Raw genomic sequence first — 15,347 nt, 5'->3', positions numbered from 1 at the left:
CAGCCTCCCTTGCCTCCCTAGGCTCCCAAGCGTCGTACAGACGTGCGCCAGCCTCCCCAGCCGCGGGCTAGGCGAACGGGGTGCGTGAGGGATCGCGCCGCTCGAATTCGGGTTTGACCCTGATGCCGAGGTAGACCGACAGCGAGCTCTTGCCCTTCTCGAAGCCGAAGTCGTGCGCGGTCTTGGGCATGCGCCGCGCGAAGGTGGTGGCGGCAAGGGGCGTCTTGCCCTCCCGGTCGCACCAGACCTTGAAGGCCTCGTAGAGCAGCCCCTGCTCGACCACGTCGTGGGGCATGTGCGTGATCTCGATGGCCGAGCGGACGAACGCGCCCAGCGGGTCGCTTTCCTCGCGATATTCGCGCGTGGCGGCCATCACCGCCTCGGGCGGGGCAAGCTGGCCACGGTTGAGATAGTCGAGTGCGCCCTCGATCATCCAGTTGAGGATGCCGGGCAGTTCGGCCTTCAGCTTCTCGGGCAGGCGCTTGTCGCGTTCCTCTTTCGGGATCTGCACCTCAAAAGGCACCAGCGACACGCGGCGCCAGATGCCGTCGTCATTGCCGCGGATCACCGGCTTGCGGTTGCACGAGATCGCCAGCTTGAACCGGGGATAGACCTCGATGAACTCGTGATTCAGCCGCCGGACATTGATCGGCTCGCCGCCGGTCAAATCCTTGATCAGGCTCTCGTCGAGCGGCAGGCCCTCCTTGGGCTCGGCGGAGCGCACGAAGCGCGCGGCCGGCAGGCGAATGAGGTCGGGCGTCGCCTCCGAGCCTTTGCGGTTGCCGTCGGTCACGAGGCTCATCACCGGCACGCTGGTGGCATAGTCGCCCATCAGGTGGGCGATGACGTCCACCAGGGTCGATTTGCCGTTGGAGCCCTCGCCAAAGAAGATGCAGAACATCTGCTCGGTGGTGAGCGCGGTGAGGCAGTAGCCGAAGAAGCGCTGCAGATAGTCGCGCACGGTCTTGTCCGGCAGGATGCGCTCCATCATGGCGTGGAACACCGGGGCGCCTGCCTCCGGGCAATGGAACACCGGGGCGAGCTTGGTCATCATCCGCCGCCGCTCATGCGGGAGGATGCTGAAGCGCCAGACCTTGCGGGTGCGCACCTCGTCTGGATCCGGGCATTCCAGATCCGCTTCCTCGACCTGACGGAAGACAAGGGTGCCGTTCAGCACATTGAAGGCGATAGGGTCCGCGTCGAGCTCGGTTAGCGACCGCACCAGATAGGGCCGCGCCTCGCCGAGCATCCCGTCCAGCTTGCCGGCATTGCCGGACGCTGTGGCGAAGCGCCGGCGCTGCGCCTTGCGCGTGGCCCAGGCCTTCGCCGCCATCTGCCCGCGTGCGACGATGGTCTTGGCCGCCGCCATCTCGCGTTTCAGCTGGAAGCTGCGCCGCCCCTTTTCCCGCTTCGGCAGTTCCTGGTCGTCGAGATCGTTGATCTCGTGCGGAATCTCCTCCACCCGCAGCGCGGCCTCCTGCGCCCGTGTGATGGCCTCGGCTTCGGCTGGCGTCGGCGCCATGACGAAGGCCTCAAGCATGATGGCTTCCGAGGCATGGTGGGCGAGGGTGCGCACATCGTCCTCGTCATCCTCCGCGCGAAACCAGCGCCGTCCGTCCCAGCGATGCCAGCCGAGATTGGGCACATAGGCGAGGTCCGCACCGTGACGATGGCGCAGCCGCCGCCCGTTGCCGATGTCGTTCTGTGGCTCGCCGGCACATGCCAGCAGCGCCGGGTCCTGCGGCGAGAAGCCGGGCGGCGGGGCGTCATCGCCATCAAAAGGCGGGTCGCCGCCGTCCTCACCGTCCTCATCGTCATACGGGTTGTCGGCAGGCGCCCGGCTTTCCGGCGCGCTGTCCCACCCTTCCGCCTGGCTCCCCAGCCGCGGATCGTCGCCCGTGGGGGAAGCCGGGGGCGCGCCCGCCTCTTCCGGGAACACGGCGGCGAGGATGGCGTCATCGGGGTTGATGATCGGCTTGTCGTCCATCACGCCACCTCCGCCGGCTGGCCAGCGTTTCGCGCCGCGCGGCGCATATCGTCGAAGTCGAGGCCCGGCTGCGGCCATGCCACGCTGATGCGCCGGCCCTCCCGGGCGTGGCGCGCAACGGCGCGGTCCATCACCAGCCGGGTGGAGAACGGGTCGCTGTCGCCATCGGCCAGAAGCCGCAGGTCGCCCACGCTGTCGGGCACCACCATGGCCGGCCGGTCGAAGTCGGGGGTGGCGCCGGGCACGCGCCGCGTGCGGCCGGCGGCATCCTTCAGGTCGGGATGCCGCTCCGAGCAGCCGATCGCCGCCGCCCCCGCCAGATTGCCGAGGTCGCCCGCCGCCCACATGGCGATGCCGTCCATCGACAGCCCCCGCCGCAGCCGGGCGGTGTAGACCGACAGCACGGTTTCGATACCTTCGCCCGCCACCAGCATGTGCGGGCTGGCGCAGCGCAGCAGCTCGATCACGCAGCCCTGCTTGGTGCCGCGCATCTTCTTGGCCGGCTGAACCTCGCCCGTTTTCGGGTCGACGATCACCGCCTTGCCCTTGGGCCGTGCGAGATCCAGCCAGGTGATGTGCAGACCGGAGAACCGGCCGTCCGGCGCCGTGATGGCGCCCAGCATGGCCGGGCCGCGATGGATCACGCGGTACAGCACGTTGCCCCATTCATCCTTCCCGTCCACCACGGTGAAGGGCGTGTCGAAACGGTAGCGCAGCCGCGCCGTGGCGGGGATCTCCACGCCGCGAACCTCGCGCAGATAAGTCTCCACCGGCGTGCCGCGCCAGTGCTGGCCGTGCTTCCACCAGCGGTGCAGCCGCTCGCGCTCCTCCTCGCGGTAGCGCGCGGTCGCGGCATCCTGCTGGCGTTTTTTCTCAGCCGCCGCCGCCGCGCGCCGGGCCTCCTCCGCTGGGTCGACATCCTGGACGCCACCGAGCCATTCGACGGCCTCGGGAAAACTCTTGTGCTCGCGCTCCATCACCAGCGCGATGACGTCGCCGGCCTTGCCGCAGCCGGCGCATACCCAGCGCTCGGCATCGCACACGAAGGCGGTCGAATCCTTGGCGTGCGGCTTCAAGGAGTGGATCGGGCACGGGCCGGCCATCTGCCATTTCGGCGAGGAGGATTTGCGCAAGCTGACCCATTTGCCGGCCACCTCGGCGACCGGGTTGCGGCGGCGCAGATCCGCGAGGGCAGCTTCGGAGATCATGAGCGCGCCATCCCCACAAGCGCCACCAGCAAGGGAAGGGTGATCGCTCCGCCGATCATGCCCGCCATGGTGCCGGCGAGGCCCGGAAAGAGGGCCTGCACAATGAGCCCCATGCCGATGGAAAGCGGGGCCGCCACCGAGCCGAGGACCAGGGCGAAGATAGGGCGCATCATTCCGCCGCCTCCCGAAACTCGATTGGCCGCGACCGGCGCCGGGGCGCCGCGTCGGCCATGATCGCGCCGACGCACGCCTTCATCTTCGCCACGCTCACGGCGTTGCCGATCTGCTTGATCTGCTCTGTCTTCGTGCCGGCGAACTCATAGGCCTGGTCTTCGGTGTTGAAGCCCATGGCGGCGGCGAGCTCGTGCGGCTCCAGCATGCGGAACAGGATGTCGTACTGCCGCCCGTCCACCTCGCCCGAGACGAGGTTCACCCGGCCGCTGGCGCATAGAGTGGGCGCCGGATCGTCGATGTCATGCACGCGCGGCGCCTGCCCCGCGCGCTCGCCAAACTGCGCGGCGATGAAGGCAAGTTCGCCCCGGTTGGCGCCGGTGATGGTCGGCAGCGGCTCAGAAGTGTCGCGCACGCGGTCGCTGCCGTCATGGTGCGTCACCGGCATGACCACGGCGAACTCGCCGCCCTTGGCCGTGGTGAGCGTCGGAATGGGCTGCGCGACATCGCGCGCCGTGGCGCCGCCGCCCGATTGGGTGACGGGGACGACAAGCCCGAAGCGATCCTTGGTGGTGACCGTCGGCAGCGGCTCCTCTGCGCCGGTGCACGTCTCGCCCGAGCCGGAGCCGTAATAGGGGGAGATCAGCGCATGGGCGCCGCCGGCGCCGCCCGTCGTCTGCGTCGGCATCGGTTCGGCCACCGAGCGCGGCGCGCCGCCCGAGGCCTGCGACAGGATGAAGGGCTCCAGCAGCACCGGCTGCGCCAGTCCGATATGGGTGCCATTTGCCGCGATCGTCGGCAGCGGGCCATCCACGCTCTGCCCGGCCATATGGTTGCGCAGGATGACGAGGAAGGGCTCGGGCCAGCCGTGTTTCACCGCGCCGGCATAGATGCGGGCCATCGTCTTCGGCGCGAGGTTCTTCTTGCGGTTGAAGATCGACCGGCCCTTGATCGACCAGTCGATGATGTCGCGCGCCGGCCGCCAGGGCTTGCGCGTATCCATCGCCGCGAACAGACCCTCGGCCGCCTCGTCCCGGCGCTTGTGCGTCGGCGTCGGCCACTGGATCGGCTTCCCGTCGGAGCGCCCCATCAGGATGAAGCGCGAGCGCGTGGTGGCGTCGCCATAGTCGGCGGCGTTCAGCTTGCGCCACTCCACCTCGAAGCCGAGCGCCTTCAGGGCATTGATCCACGCCCAGAAATACTCGCCCTTTCGCGCCGCGATGGGCTTGCCCGTCTTCGGGTCGACCGGCCCCCAGCCGGTGAATTCCCACACATTTTCGATGATGATGCGCGTCACCCGGAGCTCGGTGAGCCAGGTGATGATGTGCCAGGGGTCGCTGCGCTGCTGGTCGCTGGTCGGCTTACCGCCGCGCGCCACCGAATGGTGGGTGCAGGTCGGAGAAGCCATCAACAGGTCGAGATAACCCTCCGGCACCAGCAGATGCGGGCGCACGGTCGCGATGTCCTGCACGAAGTGCCGGGCGCGCGGGTGGTTGCGGGTGTGAGTGTCGATCGCCGTCGGCCAGTGATTGACACAGGTGAGGATTATCTCCTCGACGTTGTAGCCGAGATCGATCAGCGCACGCTCCGCACCGGTCGACGAACCGCCGGCGCCGCAGAGAAGGTCGGCCACAAGAATCTTGCGCGTCATTCCGCGGCCTCCGGCTGGACGGGCGCCGCGAAGAGCGGGCCGAAATCGACCGATGCCGGCGCCTGAGGCACCTTCCAGTCGAGCTCGATCCGCCGGCGCGCGATCTCGGCATAGTCGGGGTTGAGTTCGATCAGCACCGCCCGGCGCCCGTGGCGGGCAGCGACAAGGCCCGTGGTGCCGGCGCCGCCGAACGGGTCGAGCACCAGGCCATCCTTCGGACAGCCGGCGAGGATGCACCGCTCTGCCAGCTCCGGCGGAAAGGTTGCGAAATGGGCGTCGGAGAAGGGCTGCGGCGCCACGGGCCAGACACCGAGCGGCGCGGGCTCGTAGTTGCGCAGGTTGCGGCCAAGCCCGCGCGGAGTGGCCTCTATGCCGGTGTGGTTGATGTGCCCGGCATGGCGCGGGGATGCGACGGCAGAGGCGCGGACCTTCTCCTGTGCATCCCAGCGTTCATTGAAGCCAGCCATGCGGCGACCACTCGATGCGCCCGCACTTGCGGCACTGCTGGCGATATCGCCCTGTTTGGTTCGAGGGCCGCCGACCGCTTTCATGGGCGCGGTGCGTCGCTGCCCGGCGTTCGCGCGCTCCGAGCCGGCCTGGGCGTCAACGTCCTGCGCCCAGCGTGCGAGCGATGCAGGCGCTGCACCCTGCCGAACCGCCTTCGAGTCAAAGAAATAGCGCTCTGCCTTGGAGAGCAGGAACACCTTCTCATGCGCGGTAGCCGGCCGGTCGCGGGCGCTTTCCGGCATCGGGTTCGGCTTGCCCCAAATGATCTCCGAGCGCACCCACCAGCCATCTTCCTGCAGGGCGATGGCGAGCCGGTTCGGCACCATGCAGAGGTCTTTCGGCTTGAGCACGCCACCGGCGACGATGCGACCGCTCGGTGTGTCGTTGGCGTTACCCTTGTTCTCGCCGCGAACGCCGCCGCCCTTTGCACCACCGGCCGGATCATAGATCGGCCCAATGGTCGAGAACGGCTTGTCCCGGAAAGTCCGGTCATCCTTACCCGCGGCCTTCGTGGCCGCAGCCGAGCGCCCGTTCGGGCTGGTGGCGTAGCAGTCGCCATAGTTGAGCCAGAGCGTGCCTGATGGCTTCAGCACCCGCCGCACGAGGCGAAACACCTCGAGCATGACATCGATATGCTCGCCGAGCGTCCGCTCCAGCCCGATCTGGCCGTCAACGCCATAGTCGCGGAGCCCCCAATAGGGCGGGCTGGTGACGACGCAATCCACGCTGTCCGGCGCCATCGCGGCCAGCCGCGCGCGCACGTCGCCGAGGTGGATCATCACCCGGCCGTCGAGAATGCAGATGTCACTCACCGCCGCATCTCCGCTCTGTGCGCGGCGGTCAGCCGCTCCCACTCCGCCGGGCTCCACACGCCGCCGCCCGCCGTGAGGGCGCGGGTGACATACCCATCGGAAATCCGCAGCCGCCGGGCGATCTCGCGCCGCCACATGCCGCGCGCGGCCAGCGCCCGCACCACGGGCACGATGCGGCGCCACGGGCGGCGGCGGATGATGAGGATGGGGCGGCGCGTGCGGGCGAGCATGTCAGCTCCGTGGGCCCGAAGGGCGGACGGACGCGGCCTTCAATGCCCGCTCGCGGGTTGCGGCATCCCAGCACACGGGAGGCAGCTTCACGACCAGGATGCGCTTCTTGCCCTGCTCCTGAATCTCGTGCCCGACCGCCATGACCGAGAAGTTCGTGTTCGGCCACTTGTCAATGTGGGGGAGCATCACGCGAAAGGTGCCGCCGCCCTTCGCCGTGCCCATCTCCAGCAGCTCAAACCGGCCCGAGTCACTCGGGACGATGGCGAGCAGATGGGTGTTGGCGCCGGTTCCGAGACGCACATCAACCCGGTGCGTGCTCATGGCCAGAGCGGTGACCACCTCCCGGCGTACCAGCACGACACCGCGCGCCCGGCCCTTCGCCATCACGCGCAAGCCGAACCGAACCGGCGCCGACACGGGCGCGGCCTTCACCTCGGGCTCAAGATCCTGCCATCCGTCCATGCTCACCACCCCTTCGCCGTTTGCCCGCCCTCGGCGCAGAGCGCGCCCGGGCTGCCGGCGCCGCCGCTGACCGGCACGAGGAGGCGCCCATTCACCGGCACGCTGGTCATCACCACCGGCACGTCGGCCGGCGGCGTCTCATGCGCCCGCGCCAGCGCGGCGAGCAGCGGGTCCGCCCCGCTGCGCCGGCAATCCAGCGGGACTTCGGTCAGGCCATCGGTCGCGACCAGATCCAGCCGCTTGGCGCGCTCGCGCACCGCGTCGGCCGAGCGGTCGCCGAAGCCGGCGGCGCGCATCGTCTCGCCAATGGCGCGATAGGTCAGGCGCTGCGCCAGCCCATCAGCCAGCAGCGCATCCATCTCCGGCGTCCATCCGGCGGGGGCGAGGCAGCGGCGCGTGCCGCGATGAGAGGAGCTCATGCCGCGCTCCATGCCTGCGTGCGACGGCGCGCCGTCCGCTCGTCCTGCGCCGCCTGCCGGGCGCGCTCCCGGCGCGGATCAACCGGCACATAGGCAAGGGCGCAGCAGGCCGGGCAATAGGGCCGCCCGGGCCGCACCGGCGCGCCGCAAATGCGCATCGCCTCCACCGAAGGGCGGGCATCATCCGCCCAGAGCGGGAAGCGGCAGGCCTCATTCGGTGCGCCGAGGAAGGGGATGCCGCGCCGAAGGTCCGGCGGCGCGGGCAGGCTGGCGGGCGTGAGCGCGAGACAATCGGCAAGGCGCGCCTCGGCAGTGGCAGCCACGGCCAGAACCTCGCCGGGGTCGCGGCCCGCGCGCTCCATCTCCGCCGCAAGGTTGGTCATGCCAAGATCGCGCGCCCGCCCTGCCAGCCGCTTCACCTCGGCGGCGGCGGTGCGCGTGGCCACGGCCTTGGGCGGTGCCCGCCGTTCCACCTTCGGCAGAGGCGTCACCTGACGCGCCCGCGCGGCATCGACGATGCCCTTGCGGTGCCGGCGGCCGATGACGGAATTGGGCGAGCGCTTGGGGAAGCCCTCGGCGCCCAGCTTCGCGGCGATCTGCGAATCCGAAAAACCCTCGGCGAACAGCGCCGCGAGCCGCGTGTCTTCCTCGGGCGAGAAGGGGGCGCGCATCAAAACCCCCGGCGCGGAAGGCGGGTGATGCCAGCGCCATCGTCCGGCGCGCCGGCCTTCTTCGCCGCGCAGGTGGCGCGGAAGTCGGCGAGATTGCGCTCGAGCGAGGCGGCGGCGCGGTCCACCATCTCCGCCTCGGCGGGGGAGACGTGCCCATCCGCCTTCGCGGCCAGCACCTCGGTGGTGAGCGCGGTGAACTGGCCCATCAGCGCGTTGTGCCGGGCCATCAGGCAGCCCGCCGCCTCGCGCGAGGCCTCCGGGTCGGTCAGGCCGCGCCCGTTCAGGTCGGCCATCACACGGGTCACGTAAGGCCGGTCGCAATCGGCTTCGAGCGCGATCACGGCGGGCAGCGGGATGATGTCTTCCTCGCCGGCGTGCTGCCAGCGCCCCACGGTGCTCTTGCCCACATGGGAGATTTCGGCCGCGCGCTCGATGCCGCCGCAGGCCTTCACCAGGTCGCGCGTCGCCGCCTTGATGCGATGAAACCACGCTTCGGAAATGGCGCGTTCGGCCATGATGCACCTCGGAAAATGGTCAAGAGGGCTCACGCGGGAAAACGCCGTGCGTTTTCCCGGAGGGGGAAAGGGTCGTGTCGTGGTCAGTTCAGCCCGTCAGATCACGGCGGGCCGCAGGGCGGGGGACGAACATGAAGCTGCAACTCTTCGATACGCGCGGAACGGAACCCACCCCGCGCGAAAAGCTGCGCCGGGCGCTGGAGCGCCTGCTGCGGCTGGAGGCGGGGAGGGGAAAGACGAGCCATCACGCGGCCTCATCCGACTTCGTGGCGGATGACCAAGGCCGGACCATCTCCACACGCACGGCGGGGCGCGGAACGGCAGAAGGCCAGGCCGCGCCGGCCGGCCAGTTCGACGAAAACCAGGCCATCGCCGACTCGTAGCTGCCGGTATTGAGATCGCGCCCCGCCGCGAGCCGCGCCAGCCGCTTTCCATCGTTGAAAACGAGTGTCGAGACCCGCGCCTGTGACAGGCGGCGGGCACTGCAGAACACGTCGGCGACGGCGAGGATCTGGGAGATGAGTGTCATGGCAACGGCAAGTTGCGGGGAAAAACCCGCTATGTCAATCACCGAAAGCGGGTTTTTATGCGCTAACACGCAGGAAAAAACGCGGGTATCGTCCCGCTCCATGAGCGAAGGCGACGAAATTTTCCAACGGATTCAACGCCGAATGAAGCAGCTCAAGCTGACGGAATACACCGTCAAGCGGGAGCTGAAGACGGACATTGTCCGCTCGATCCGCGTCGGGCTGGAAAAGGGCACGCAGACCGGCGTGTCGACCCGCACCCTTCGCAAGCTCGCGCCCGTGCTGCGCACCACGCCGGAATGGCTGCTCACCGGCGAGGGCGAGGAAGACACCGGCATCTCGCGCGAGACGCCGACCGGCAACGGCACCAACGGCGCCGACACGCCAACCATGCCGTTTGACCCCGCAGCGGCCAGCAGCGTCGAGGATGCCGACATTGCCGCGCCGTTCGTCAAATCCTTTCAGCGCAACGTGCCGGTGATGGGCACGGCCGCCGGCTCGATCATCCGCAAGGTGGAGGGCTTCTCGCTGGAACCCGAAGTGGTGGACTATGTGCGCCGCCCGCCCGCTTTGGCGGATCGGAAGGACATCTACGCCCTTTATGTGAGCGGCCTGTCCATGGAGCCGATGCACACCCATGGCGACCTGCGGTTCATCGATCCGCGCCAGCGGCCCCAGATCGGCGACAGCGTGATCGTGGTTACCCGCACTCATGATGACGACCCAGGCCAGGCTTACATCAAGATCCTCGCCAAGCGCACGCCCTCGGCCGTGGTGCTCAAGCAGCTCAATCCCGAAGCGATGATCGAAATCCCCGAGAAGTTCATCCTGCAGATGCACCGGGTGATGACGATGAACGACCTATTTGGCGTGTAGCTTCTCGCCTAGCGCGGCCAGGGCACGGTCGAGCGTGGTATAGGCCACCTTCTTGCGGACGGCCTCAACCCGCCAGAACTTGACGGACGGCTTGCTAATCTCCTCCCACTCGCCCTCGGAAGTCTCCACCACCTCAAGCGTCCACGGCTCATAGGACAGAACCAACTGTCCGGCTTTCTTGATGCCGCCGCCTTTGAACGGGCGGCCGATTCGCAGGAAGATTGCGCCGTCGAACCCATCTTCCAGCGAGCAGGCATAGCCGGCCTCGGCCCATTTCCCGGCCATTGCCGCGTGAACATCAGTCAAGCTGGCGAATCCGGTTACCGGCACCACCTTGCTGCGCGAGGGCTTGTAGGTCGCCGCCCGCTCCCTCAGTGGCGAGCCCTCCGACAGGGCGGCAAGCTCCGCCAGCGCCTCGCGCCCCTCGACGACGGCTTCCCACTCGCCATTCAGCAGCGCGGCGGCGTGTTTGCAGAAGTGGCCGCCGCGATCGAAGCCCGGGCAGGTGCAGAACGCCCGCAACTCAAGCCCTTGCCCCTCGAAGGTCACGCGATAAGGCTTCGTCGCGGACCCCTTGATGTGAAAGCGAAGCATCGGCGCCACCCCTAGTTGACCGTATTCAACCACGGCAAGCCGTCGCGCCAAGGCGGGTTAAAACCCGCTTTTGATGTTGACGCGGGTAAAAACCCGCTATACGGTTTCCCCAATCCGCACCGATTGGGAGCCGACGCATGGACTTCCCCGACCCCGCTTTCCACCAGTCGAGCCTGGCCGGCTTCTTCCGCCGGCATGACATCGCCACGCCCTCGGGTGAGGGCCTTTCGCGCTTTCAGCGCATGGGCCTGGCGCTCAAGCTCGCCACCTGCCTGCGCGCGGCTGATTTCCGCACCACGGCGAGCCTCGCCCATCGCCCCGGCCTGACGATCAACGGTCATCTGTTCAGCCATGAGGACTGGACGACGGCCATGCATATCGCCATCCGCGTCGCCGGCACCTTCGAGGCCATCGAGCAGGATCAGGCCCCGGCGCATAATGGCGCGCCGGTGGACCGCATAGCGATGCTGTTCCTCAAGGCGGAGGAGGCGGGTTTGTCCGCCGATGCCGACATGCTGGCCCGCGAGGGGCTGGCGCCCGACATCATCACCGAATTCGCGCTCGAGGCCGCACAGCTTGCCGAGGCGATCAAATGCGCCGTGCGCGCCTACAACACGGCCGCCGCCGCGCGCGACAGCCAGAGCCTGCCGGAGGCCGCGTGATGTTTCCTCTGCCCTCACAGTTTGCGTTCGACAAGACGGATGTCGAGCGGATGATCGCCCGGCTCAAGTGCGGCAAGGTGCGCAACCGCAAAATGCACCGGCGCAATGCCGGCGTTGAAGCGGGCGCGAATTTCTTGCGCACCCGCCGTGTGCACCCTGGCCATTCCTCCTCCATCCGCAAGCTGCAGCGCGGCTTCCGCATCGCCGGCAAGGATTTCGCCACGATCCCGGAAGCGGCCAGCCGCGCGAAGGGGAGGGGGCAATGATCGGCTGGCTCTGCGAAGAACTCGCCGCCCTCGGCGCCCTCGCCCTTTTTGTCGGCGCGGTGCTGGTGTGGTCGGCCATCGGCGGAGGGGTGTGAGATGGCTCGGCACTATCCGCAGTTCAGACTCAAGGTCTCGCCGCATTATCGCTCGCTCCTTGAAGAAGAAGCCAAAGCCAGCGGCACCAGCGTCACCACGGTCATTAGCCGCGCGTGCTGGGCCCTTCTCCAGACACAAGAAGGCCACGCCGCTGAAGCGCCGGCGATGGATGGGGGCCAATATGTCGGCATTCGCCTGCAGCCCGAGCTTCTTCACGAACTGCGGGAAGTTACCAAGCGAACGGGCCAAACGCTTCAAAGTATTATTGCGGCGGCGCTGGGCTATGTTTTTGGCCCGGAACGCTCCGACTCGAAGAATGACAGTGGTTTCTCACTTCGCCGCCTCGCGTCCATGGTTGAGCAGGGCCACGATCTCCGCCTTCACCAGAAGGAAACCCGGGGATTGCTTGGTTCGTATGCTTCCGAGCGGTTGGAAAAAGCCACCATTCACGGAGATCTGAAAGCCGCTCTCGATCTTCTTGTGAACCTGTGCCCCGAAGCAAGATGGAGCGTGTCCGCAAAGGGCCGTCGGGAGGCCTACGGTCATCTGATGGTCGGTGCTGATGTGCAAACTTCTGTGTTGGTTAACGCGGCAGACCCCGCCGTCGCCCTGGCCGCCGCCACTTTGAAAATGGCCTACATTCTCGACGGAGGGCAGCCATGAGCGCCGCCCTTTCCCCCACGCTCGCCCGCACCGTCGCGGTCGAGGAGCCGCCGACCCGCCGGGCCGAGCCCTGGGCGCAATCGCTGCGCGGCCGCGCGATCGATCTGGTGAACCCGCGCGCGGAAGACATCGACTTCCGCGAAATGGCGGACGTGCTGGCCAACATCAACCGTTACGGCGGCAACGCGCTGCACCCGATCACCGTGGCGCATCACACGCTGATCGCGCTCAAGGCCGCGCGCCAGCGCCACGCCACCCCGACGCTGCTTGCCTATGTCGCGCTGCATGACGGGCACGAATGGGTGCTGGGCGGCCAGATCACCCCGGTAACGCAGGCGCAGGCGCGCGTGGCAGACGAGATGTTCGGCCCCACCGAGCGCGACCGCGAGTGGAGCGCCCGCGAGGAACTGAAGCGCCGGCACGACCGCGCGATCTGGCAAGCCGCCGGCCTTGCGCCGCCGACCAACGATCAGCAGGGCTTCGTTACCGTCTGCGATCTGGTGGCGCTCAACACCGAGCGGCGGGACTTTCTCGCCGATTGCCGGCGGGAATGGGCAGTGCCCATCAAGAGCCCCCCGCCGCTGCGGCTCCACGAAAAGCCGATGTCGCGAGGCGATGCCGCCGCCGAGCTTTACAGCGAGTTCGCCAAGCTGCTCCCCAGCCTGCGCGACGGGACGGGGAGGGGGCGGTGACCACCTCCACCCACGCTCACATCGCTGCCAAGCGCGCGCGGCTCACCAAGGAACTCGCCGCCCGCCGCAAGGCCCATGCCCCGCGCATGGCCGTGGCGCAGCAGCTCAAGCGCGCCACCACCCGCCTGCTCGAGGTGGAGCTTGCCGAGCAGCGCCGCCGCGAGCGCGCCGCCGCGAAGGGTGCCACGCCGGGCACGCTGGCGGGCGACCTGTTCACCCTCTGTACCTGAAACCACCGGGCCCGCGCGGCCCACCAGCCGGCACCGGAGCCGCAAAGGAGCCACCATGTCCGCCCGCGTCATTCGCAGCGTCTTTCAGGCGCTCGGCCTCTCGAACAAGGGCCGCTTCGAGGAGAAGGTCAACGCCGAGATGCAGCGCCTGATCGAGGCGCTGGAGCAGCATCCCGAGGAAAAGGCCAAGGGCACGCTCACCCTTTCCATCGACTTCACCAAGCTCGGCGACCGCATCGACATGAAGCCGTCCGTCAAGGCGAAGCTGCCCGAGGAGAAGGGCTTCACCTCCACCCCGTTCTGGGTGGTCGATGGCGGCCTCTCCGTCCAGCACCCCAGCCAGGCCGACATGTTCGGCGGCCCCTCCGAGGTCGGCGAGCGCCGCCGCTCGGCCGAGCCGGCCTGACGCCTTCCCCCTTCACGCCCGCAACAGGAGGACACCTTGTCCGCTGCCGTCACGAAGAACGATCTCCCCACGCCCTCCGCTGTCAGCCTCATTGCCGACATGGCGGCGAGGGCGGCCGGCGCTCAGCCCGTCACCATCAACACCGAGGGCCTCGGCCCCGGCCTGCCGCCCAATGTGCCCGGTTTCTGGGATCCGGCGCAGCAGCGCCTGGTCAGCGTTCATGACGAGATCGAGCGGTATCGACAGGCTCCGAAGGCCATTCGCGGCACCGCGAAGGTCGAGACGCTGGAAAGCTTTGTCGATCTGGTGAACCGCCACAAGACGGCCAACAGCGCTATCTTCGCGGCCACCGGCTGGCCCAACCCGAAGCTCACGGCGGTGATCGACTATCACGCCGTCGATCATGCGCCGGATTTCCAGAAGCACCGCGTGGAGTACGGCTTCCCGCTGACCGAGGAATTCAAGGCGTGGGTCGGCGGCAACGGCAAGTCGATGGAGCAGCAGGCCTTCGCCGAGTTCCTCGAGGAGCACGCGGCCGAACTGGCCGCGCCCTTTGACTCGGAGCGCACCGAGTACGAGCCGCTGTTCAAGGAACGCTTCGCCCTGCCGAATGAGCTGATCGAGCTCTCCCACAGCCTCGAAGTCTTTGTCGGCGCGAAGATGAAGAGCGCCGTCCGCCTGCAGAGCGGCGAGCGCCAGATGGTGTTCGAGACCGAGCACATGAACGGCAAGGGCGAGCCGATCGACATTCCCGGCATCTTCATGATCCAGCTGCCGCCCTTCGTCGACGGCGATGTGGTGCGCATTCCGGCCCGCATCCGCTACCGGGCGGGGCAGGGCGCCGTGACCTGGTTCTATCAGCTCTACCGCTGGGAATTCTGGCTCCGCACCCGCGTGCAGAACGATCTGCTCGAGGCCGGCAAGGGCACCGGCCTGCCCACCTTCGAGGGCGCTCCCGAGGCCTGATCCCGTTCCTCCCGCCGGCGCCGTAACGGGGCGGCGGCGTACCTGCCGGGCGGCGCATGCCCCGTCGCCGCCCGGCTCTTTCTTCCACGCGAAGCATGAGCCGAGGAGCCACGCGCATGTGGATCGCCGTCATCAACAATCTGCCTGAGATGATCTTGGGCGGCGCCTGGACCGGCCTCGTTTTCTGGGCCGGGAGCAGGTTCGGCAGGTGGGCAGCCCGCCGAACCTGAAGTGACCGCGCGGCGCGGAACGCCGCACAACCTGACAAACCGGAGACTACCACAATGTTCGGTGCATTGAAGCGCGCCATGGGCGCCGGCGCCCGCGAAGTGAAAGCCGAGTACGGCGAGAACAAGGATTTCCTCGAGGCGGTCTGCGCCGCCGCGGCGCTGGTCGCCGCCGCCGATGGCGACATCGAGGAAAGCGAGCGCCGCAAGGTCGTGTCCATCGTTCAGAACCACCCGACTCTGTCGAAGCTCTACCAGTCGAACATCATCGAGCAGACCGCTGACACCATGTTCAAGCGGGCGAAGGAAACCTCCGGCCGCCAGCTGCTGGCGCGGGAACTGGACGACATCAAGAGCCGCCCGAACGGCAGCCAGATGGCCGAGGACGCCTACCTGATCGCGCTCGATATCGCGAATGCCGACGGCGATCTCGAACCGGCCGAGCAGGAGGTGCTCAAGAAGCTCGCCGCCCGGCTCGGTGTCGACGCCAGCAAGTTCGACTTCTGAG

General features: G+C 68.1%; 21 protein-coding genes. 10 read left to right on the top strand and 11 right to left on the bottom strand.

Translation table 11 applies throughout. The features are described from left to right. Window positions 1-67 precede the first annotated feature (67 nt). From OU996_RS15490 to OU996_RS15445, 10 genes are read right to left on the bottom strand one after another with little or no spacing between them, the layout of a single operon-like run. Entirely contained in the window at window positions 68-1,987 is a 1,920-nt protein-coding gene (locus OU996_RS15490; protein ID WP_267582508.1) for a DNA primase family protein, read from the bottom strand. After that, complete coding sequence (locus OU996_RS15485) at window positions 1,987-3,195, bottom strand: DUF7146 domain-containing protein (RefSeq protein WP_267582507.1); 1,209 nt, start codon at window positions 3,193-3,195, stop codon at window positions 1,987-1,989. The genes OU996_RS15490 and OU996_RS15485 overlap by 1 nt, the downstream gene beginning before the upstream one ends. After that, complete coding sequence (locus OU996_RS15480) at window positions 3,192-3,368, bottom strand: hypothetical protein (RefSeq protein WP_267582506.1); 177 nt, start codon at window positions 3,366-3,368, stop codon at window positions 3,192-3,194. The genes OU996_RS15485 and OU996_RS15480 overlap by 4 nt, the downstream gene beginning before the upstream one ends. Further along, entirely contained in the window at window positions 3,365-5,017 is a 1,653-nt protein-coding gene (locus OU996_RS15475; protein WP_267582505.1) for a DNA cytosine methyltransferase, read from the bottom strand. The genes OU996_RS15480 and OU996_RS15475 overlap by 4 nt, the downstream gene beginning before the upstream one ends. After that, a complete protein-coding gene (locus OU996_RS15470; protein ID WP_267582504.1) occupies window positions 5,014-6,303 on the bottom strand; it encodes a DNA-methyltransferase in 1,290 nt (429 codons plus the stop codon). The genes OU996_RS15475 and OU996_RS15470 overlap by 4 nt, the downstream gene beginning before the upstream one ends. 29 nt (window positions 6,304-6,332) lie before the next feature. Continuing rightward, a complete protein-coding gene (locus OU996_RS15465; protein ID WP_267582503.1) occupies window positions 6,333-6,566 on the bottom strand; it encodes a hypothetical protein in 234 nt (77 codons plus the stop codon). Window position 6,567: 1 nt separating this feature from the next. Further along, entirely contained in the window at window positions 6,568-7,029 is a 462-nt protein-coding gene (locus OU996_RS15460; protein WP_267582502.1) for a hypothetical protein, read from the bottom strand. 2 nt (window positions 7,030-7,031) lie between these two features. Continuing rightward, entirely contained in the window at window positions 7,032-7,448 is a 417-nt protein-coding gene (locus OU996_RS15455; protein ID WP_267582501.1) for a hypothetical protein, read from the bottom strand. Next, window positions 7,445-8,119, bottom strand: coding sequence for a GcrA family cell cycle regulator (locus OU996_RS15450; RefSeq protein ID WP_267582500.1), 675 nt, complete (start codon window positions 8,117-8,119; stop codon window positions 7,445-7,447). The genes OU996_RS15455 and OU996_RS15450 overlap by 4 nt, the downstream gene beginning before the upstream one ends. Further along, window positions 8,119-8,634: a hypothetical protein gene (locus tag OU996_RS15445; protein WP_267582499.1), complete on the bottom strand. Its 516-nt coding sequence runs from the start codon at window positions 8,632-8,634 to the stop codon at window positions 8,119-8,121. The genes OU996_RS15450 and OU996_RS15445 overlap by 1 nt, the downstream gene beginning before the upstream one ends. 131 nt (window positions 8,635-8,765) lie before the next feature. Here OU996_RS15445 and OU996_RS15440 point away from each other — a divergent pair, with 131 nt between their 5' ends. Together OU996_RS15440 and OU996_RS15435 are read left to right on the top strand one after the other, a co-directional pair. Continuing rightward, complete coding sequence (locus OU996_RS15440) at window positions 8,766-9,017, top strand: hypothetical protein (RefSeq protein ID WP_267582498.1); 252 nt, start codon at window positions 8,766-8,768, stop codon at window positions 9,015-9,017. 177 nt (window positions 9,018-9,194) lie between these two features. Further along, window positions 9,195-10,037, top strand: coding sequence for a S24 family peptidase (locus OU996_RS15435; RefSeq protein WP_267582497.1), 843 nt, complete (start codon window positions 9,195-9,197; stop codon window positions 10,035-10,037). Here the strand turns inward: OU996_RS15435 and OU996_RS15430 are convergent. Continuing rightward, window positions 10,023-10,631, bottom strand: a complete 609-nt coding sequence (locus OU996_RS15430) for an SWIM zinc finger family protein (RefSeq protein WP_267582496.1) — start codon at window positions 10,629-10,631, stop codon at window positions 10,023-10,025. The two genes, OU996_RS15435 and OU996_RS15430, sit on opposite strands and share 15 nt — an antisense overlap. 137 nt (window positions 10,632-10,768) lie before the next feature. Here OU996_RS15430 and OU996_RS15425 point away from each other — a divergent pair, with 137 nt between their 5' ends. The 8 genes from OU996_RS15425 (at window position 10,769) to OU996_RS15390 (ending at window position 15,346) form a co-directional block, all read left to right on the top strand. After that, window positions 10,769-11,293, top strand: a complete 525-nt coding sequence (locus tag OU996_RS15425) for a hypothetical protein (protein WP_267582495.1) — start codon at window positions 10,769-10,771, stop codon at window positions 11,291-11,293. 50 nt (window positions 11,294-11,343) lie between these two features. Then, window positions 11,344-11,559, top strand: coding sequence for a hypothetical protein (locus tag OU996_RS15420; RefSeq protein WP_267582494.1), 216 nt, complete (start codon window positions 11,344-11,346; stop codon window positions 11,557-11,559). A 96-nt stretch (window positions 11,560-11,655) separates the two neighbouring features. Continuing rightward, window positions 11,656-12,318 (top strand): hypothetical protein, encoded by a 663-nt coding sequence (locus tag OU996_RS15415; protein ID WP_267582493.1) that lies wholly within the window; start codon window positions 11,656-11,658, stop codon window positions 12,316-12,318. After that, complete coding sequence (locus tag OU996_RS15410; protein WP_267582492.1) at window positions 12,315-13,010, top strand: hypothetical protein; 696 nt, start codon at window positions 12,315-12,317, stop codon at window positions 13,008-13,010. Before OU996_RS15415 ends, OU996_RS15410 begins: the two co-directional genes overlap by 4 nt. Beyond that, window positions 13,007-13,240 carry a hypothetical protein gene (locus tag OU996_RS15405; RefSeq protein WP_267582491.1) on the top strand — a complete coding sequence of 78 codons (234 nt, stop codon included), beginning with the start codon at window positions 13,007-13,009 and terminating at the stop codon, window positions 13,238-13,240. Before OU996_RS15410 ends, OU996_RS15405 begins: the two co-directional genes overlap by 4 nt. Window positions 13,241-13,295: 55 nt before the next feature. Continuing rightward, window positions 13,296-13,646: a hypothetical protein gene (locus tag OU996_RS15400; protein WP_267582490.1), complete on the top strand. Its 351-nt coding sequence runs from the start codon at window positions 13,296-13,298 to the stop codon at window positions 13,644-13,646. A gap of 36 nt (window positions 13,647-13,682) precedes the next feature. Then, window positions 13,683-14,612: a DUF2303 family protein gene (locus tag OU996_RS15395; protein WP_267582489.1), complete on the top strand. Its 930-nt coding sequence runs from the start codon at window positions 13,683-13,685 to the stop codon at window positions 14,610-14,612. Between the two features lie 284 nt (window positions 14,613-14,896). Then, window positions 14,897-15,346, top strand: coding sequence for a tellurite resistance TerB family protein (locus OU996_RS15390; RefSeq protein WP_267582488.1), 450 nt, complete (start codon window positions 14,897-14,899; stop codon window positions 15,344-15,346). Window position 15,347: the final 1 nt, after the last annotated feature.

Source organism: Ancylobacter sp. SL191 (assembly GCF_026625645.1).
Taxonomy (GTDB): domain Bacteria; phylum Pseudomonadota; class Alphaproteobacteria; order Rhizobiales; family Xanthobacteraceae; genus Ancylobacter.
The sequence above is the reverse complement of the archived record's forward strand: the minus strand, read 5'-3'. Positions and strand labels throughout refer to the sequence as shown.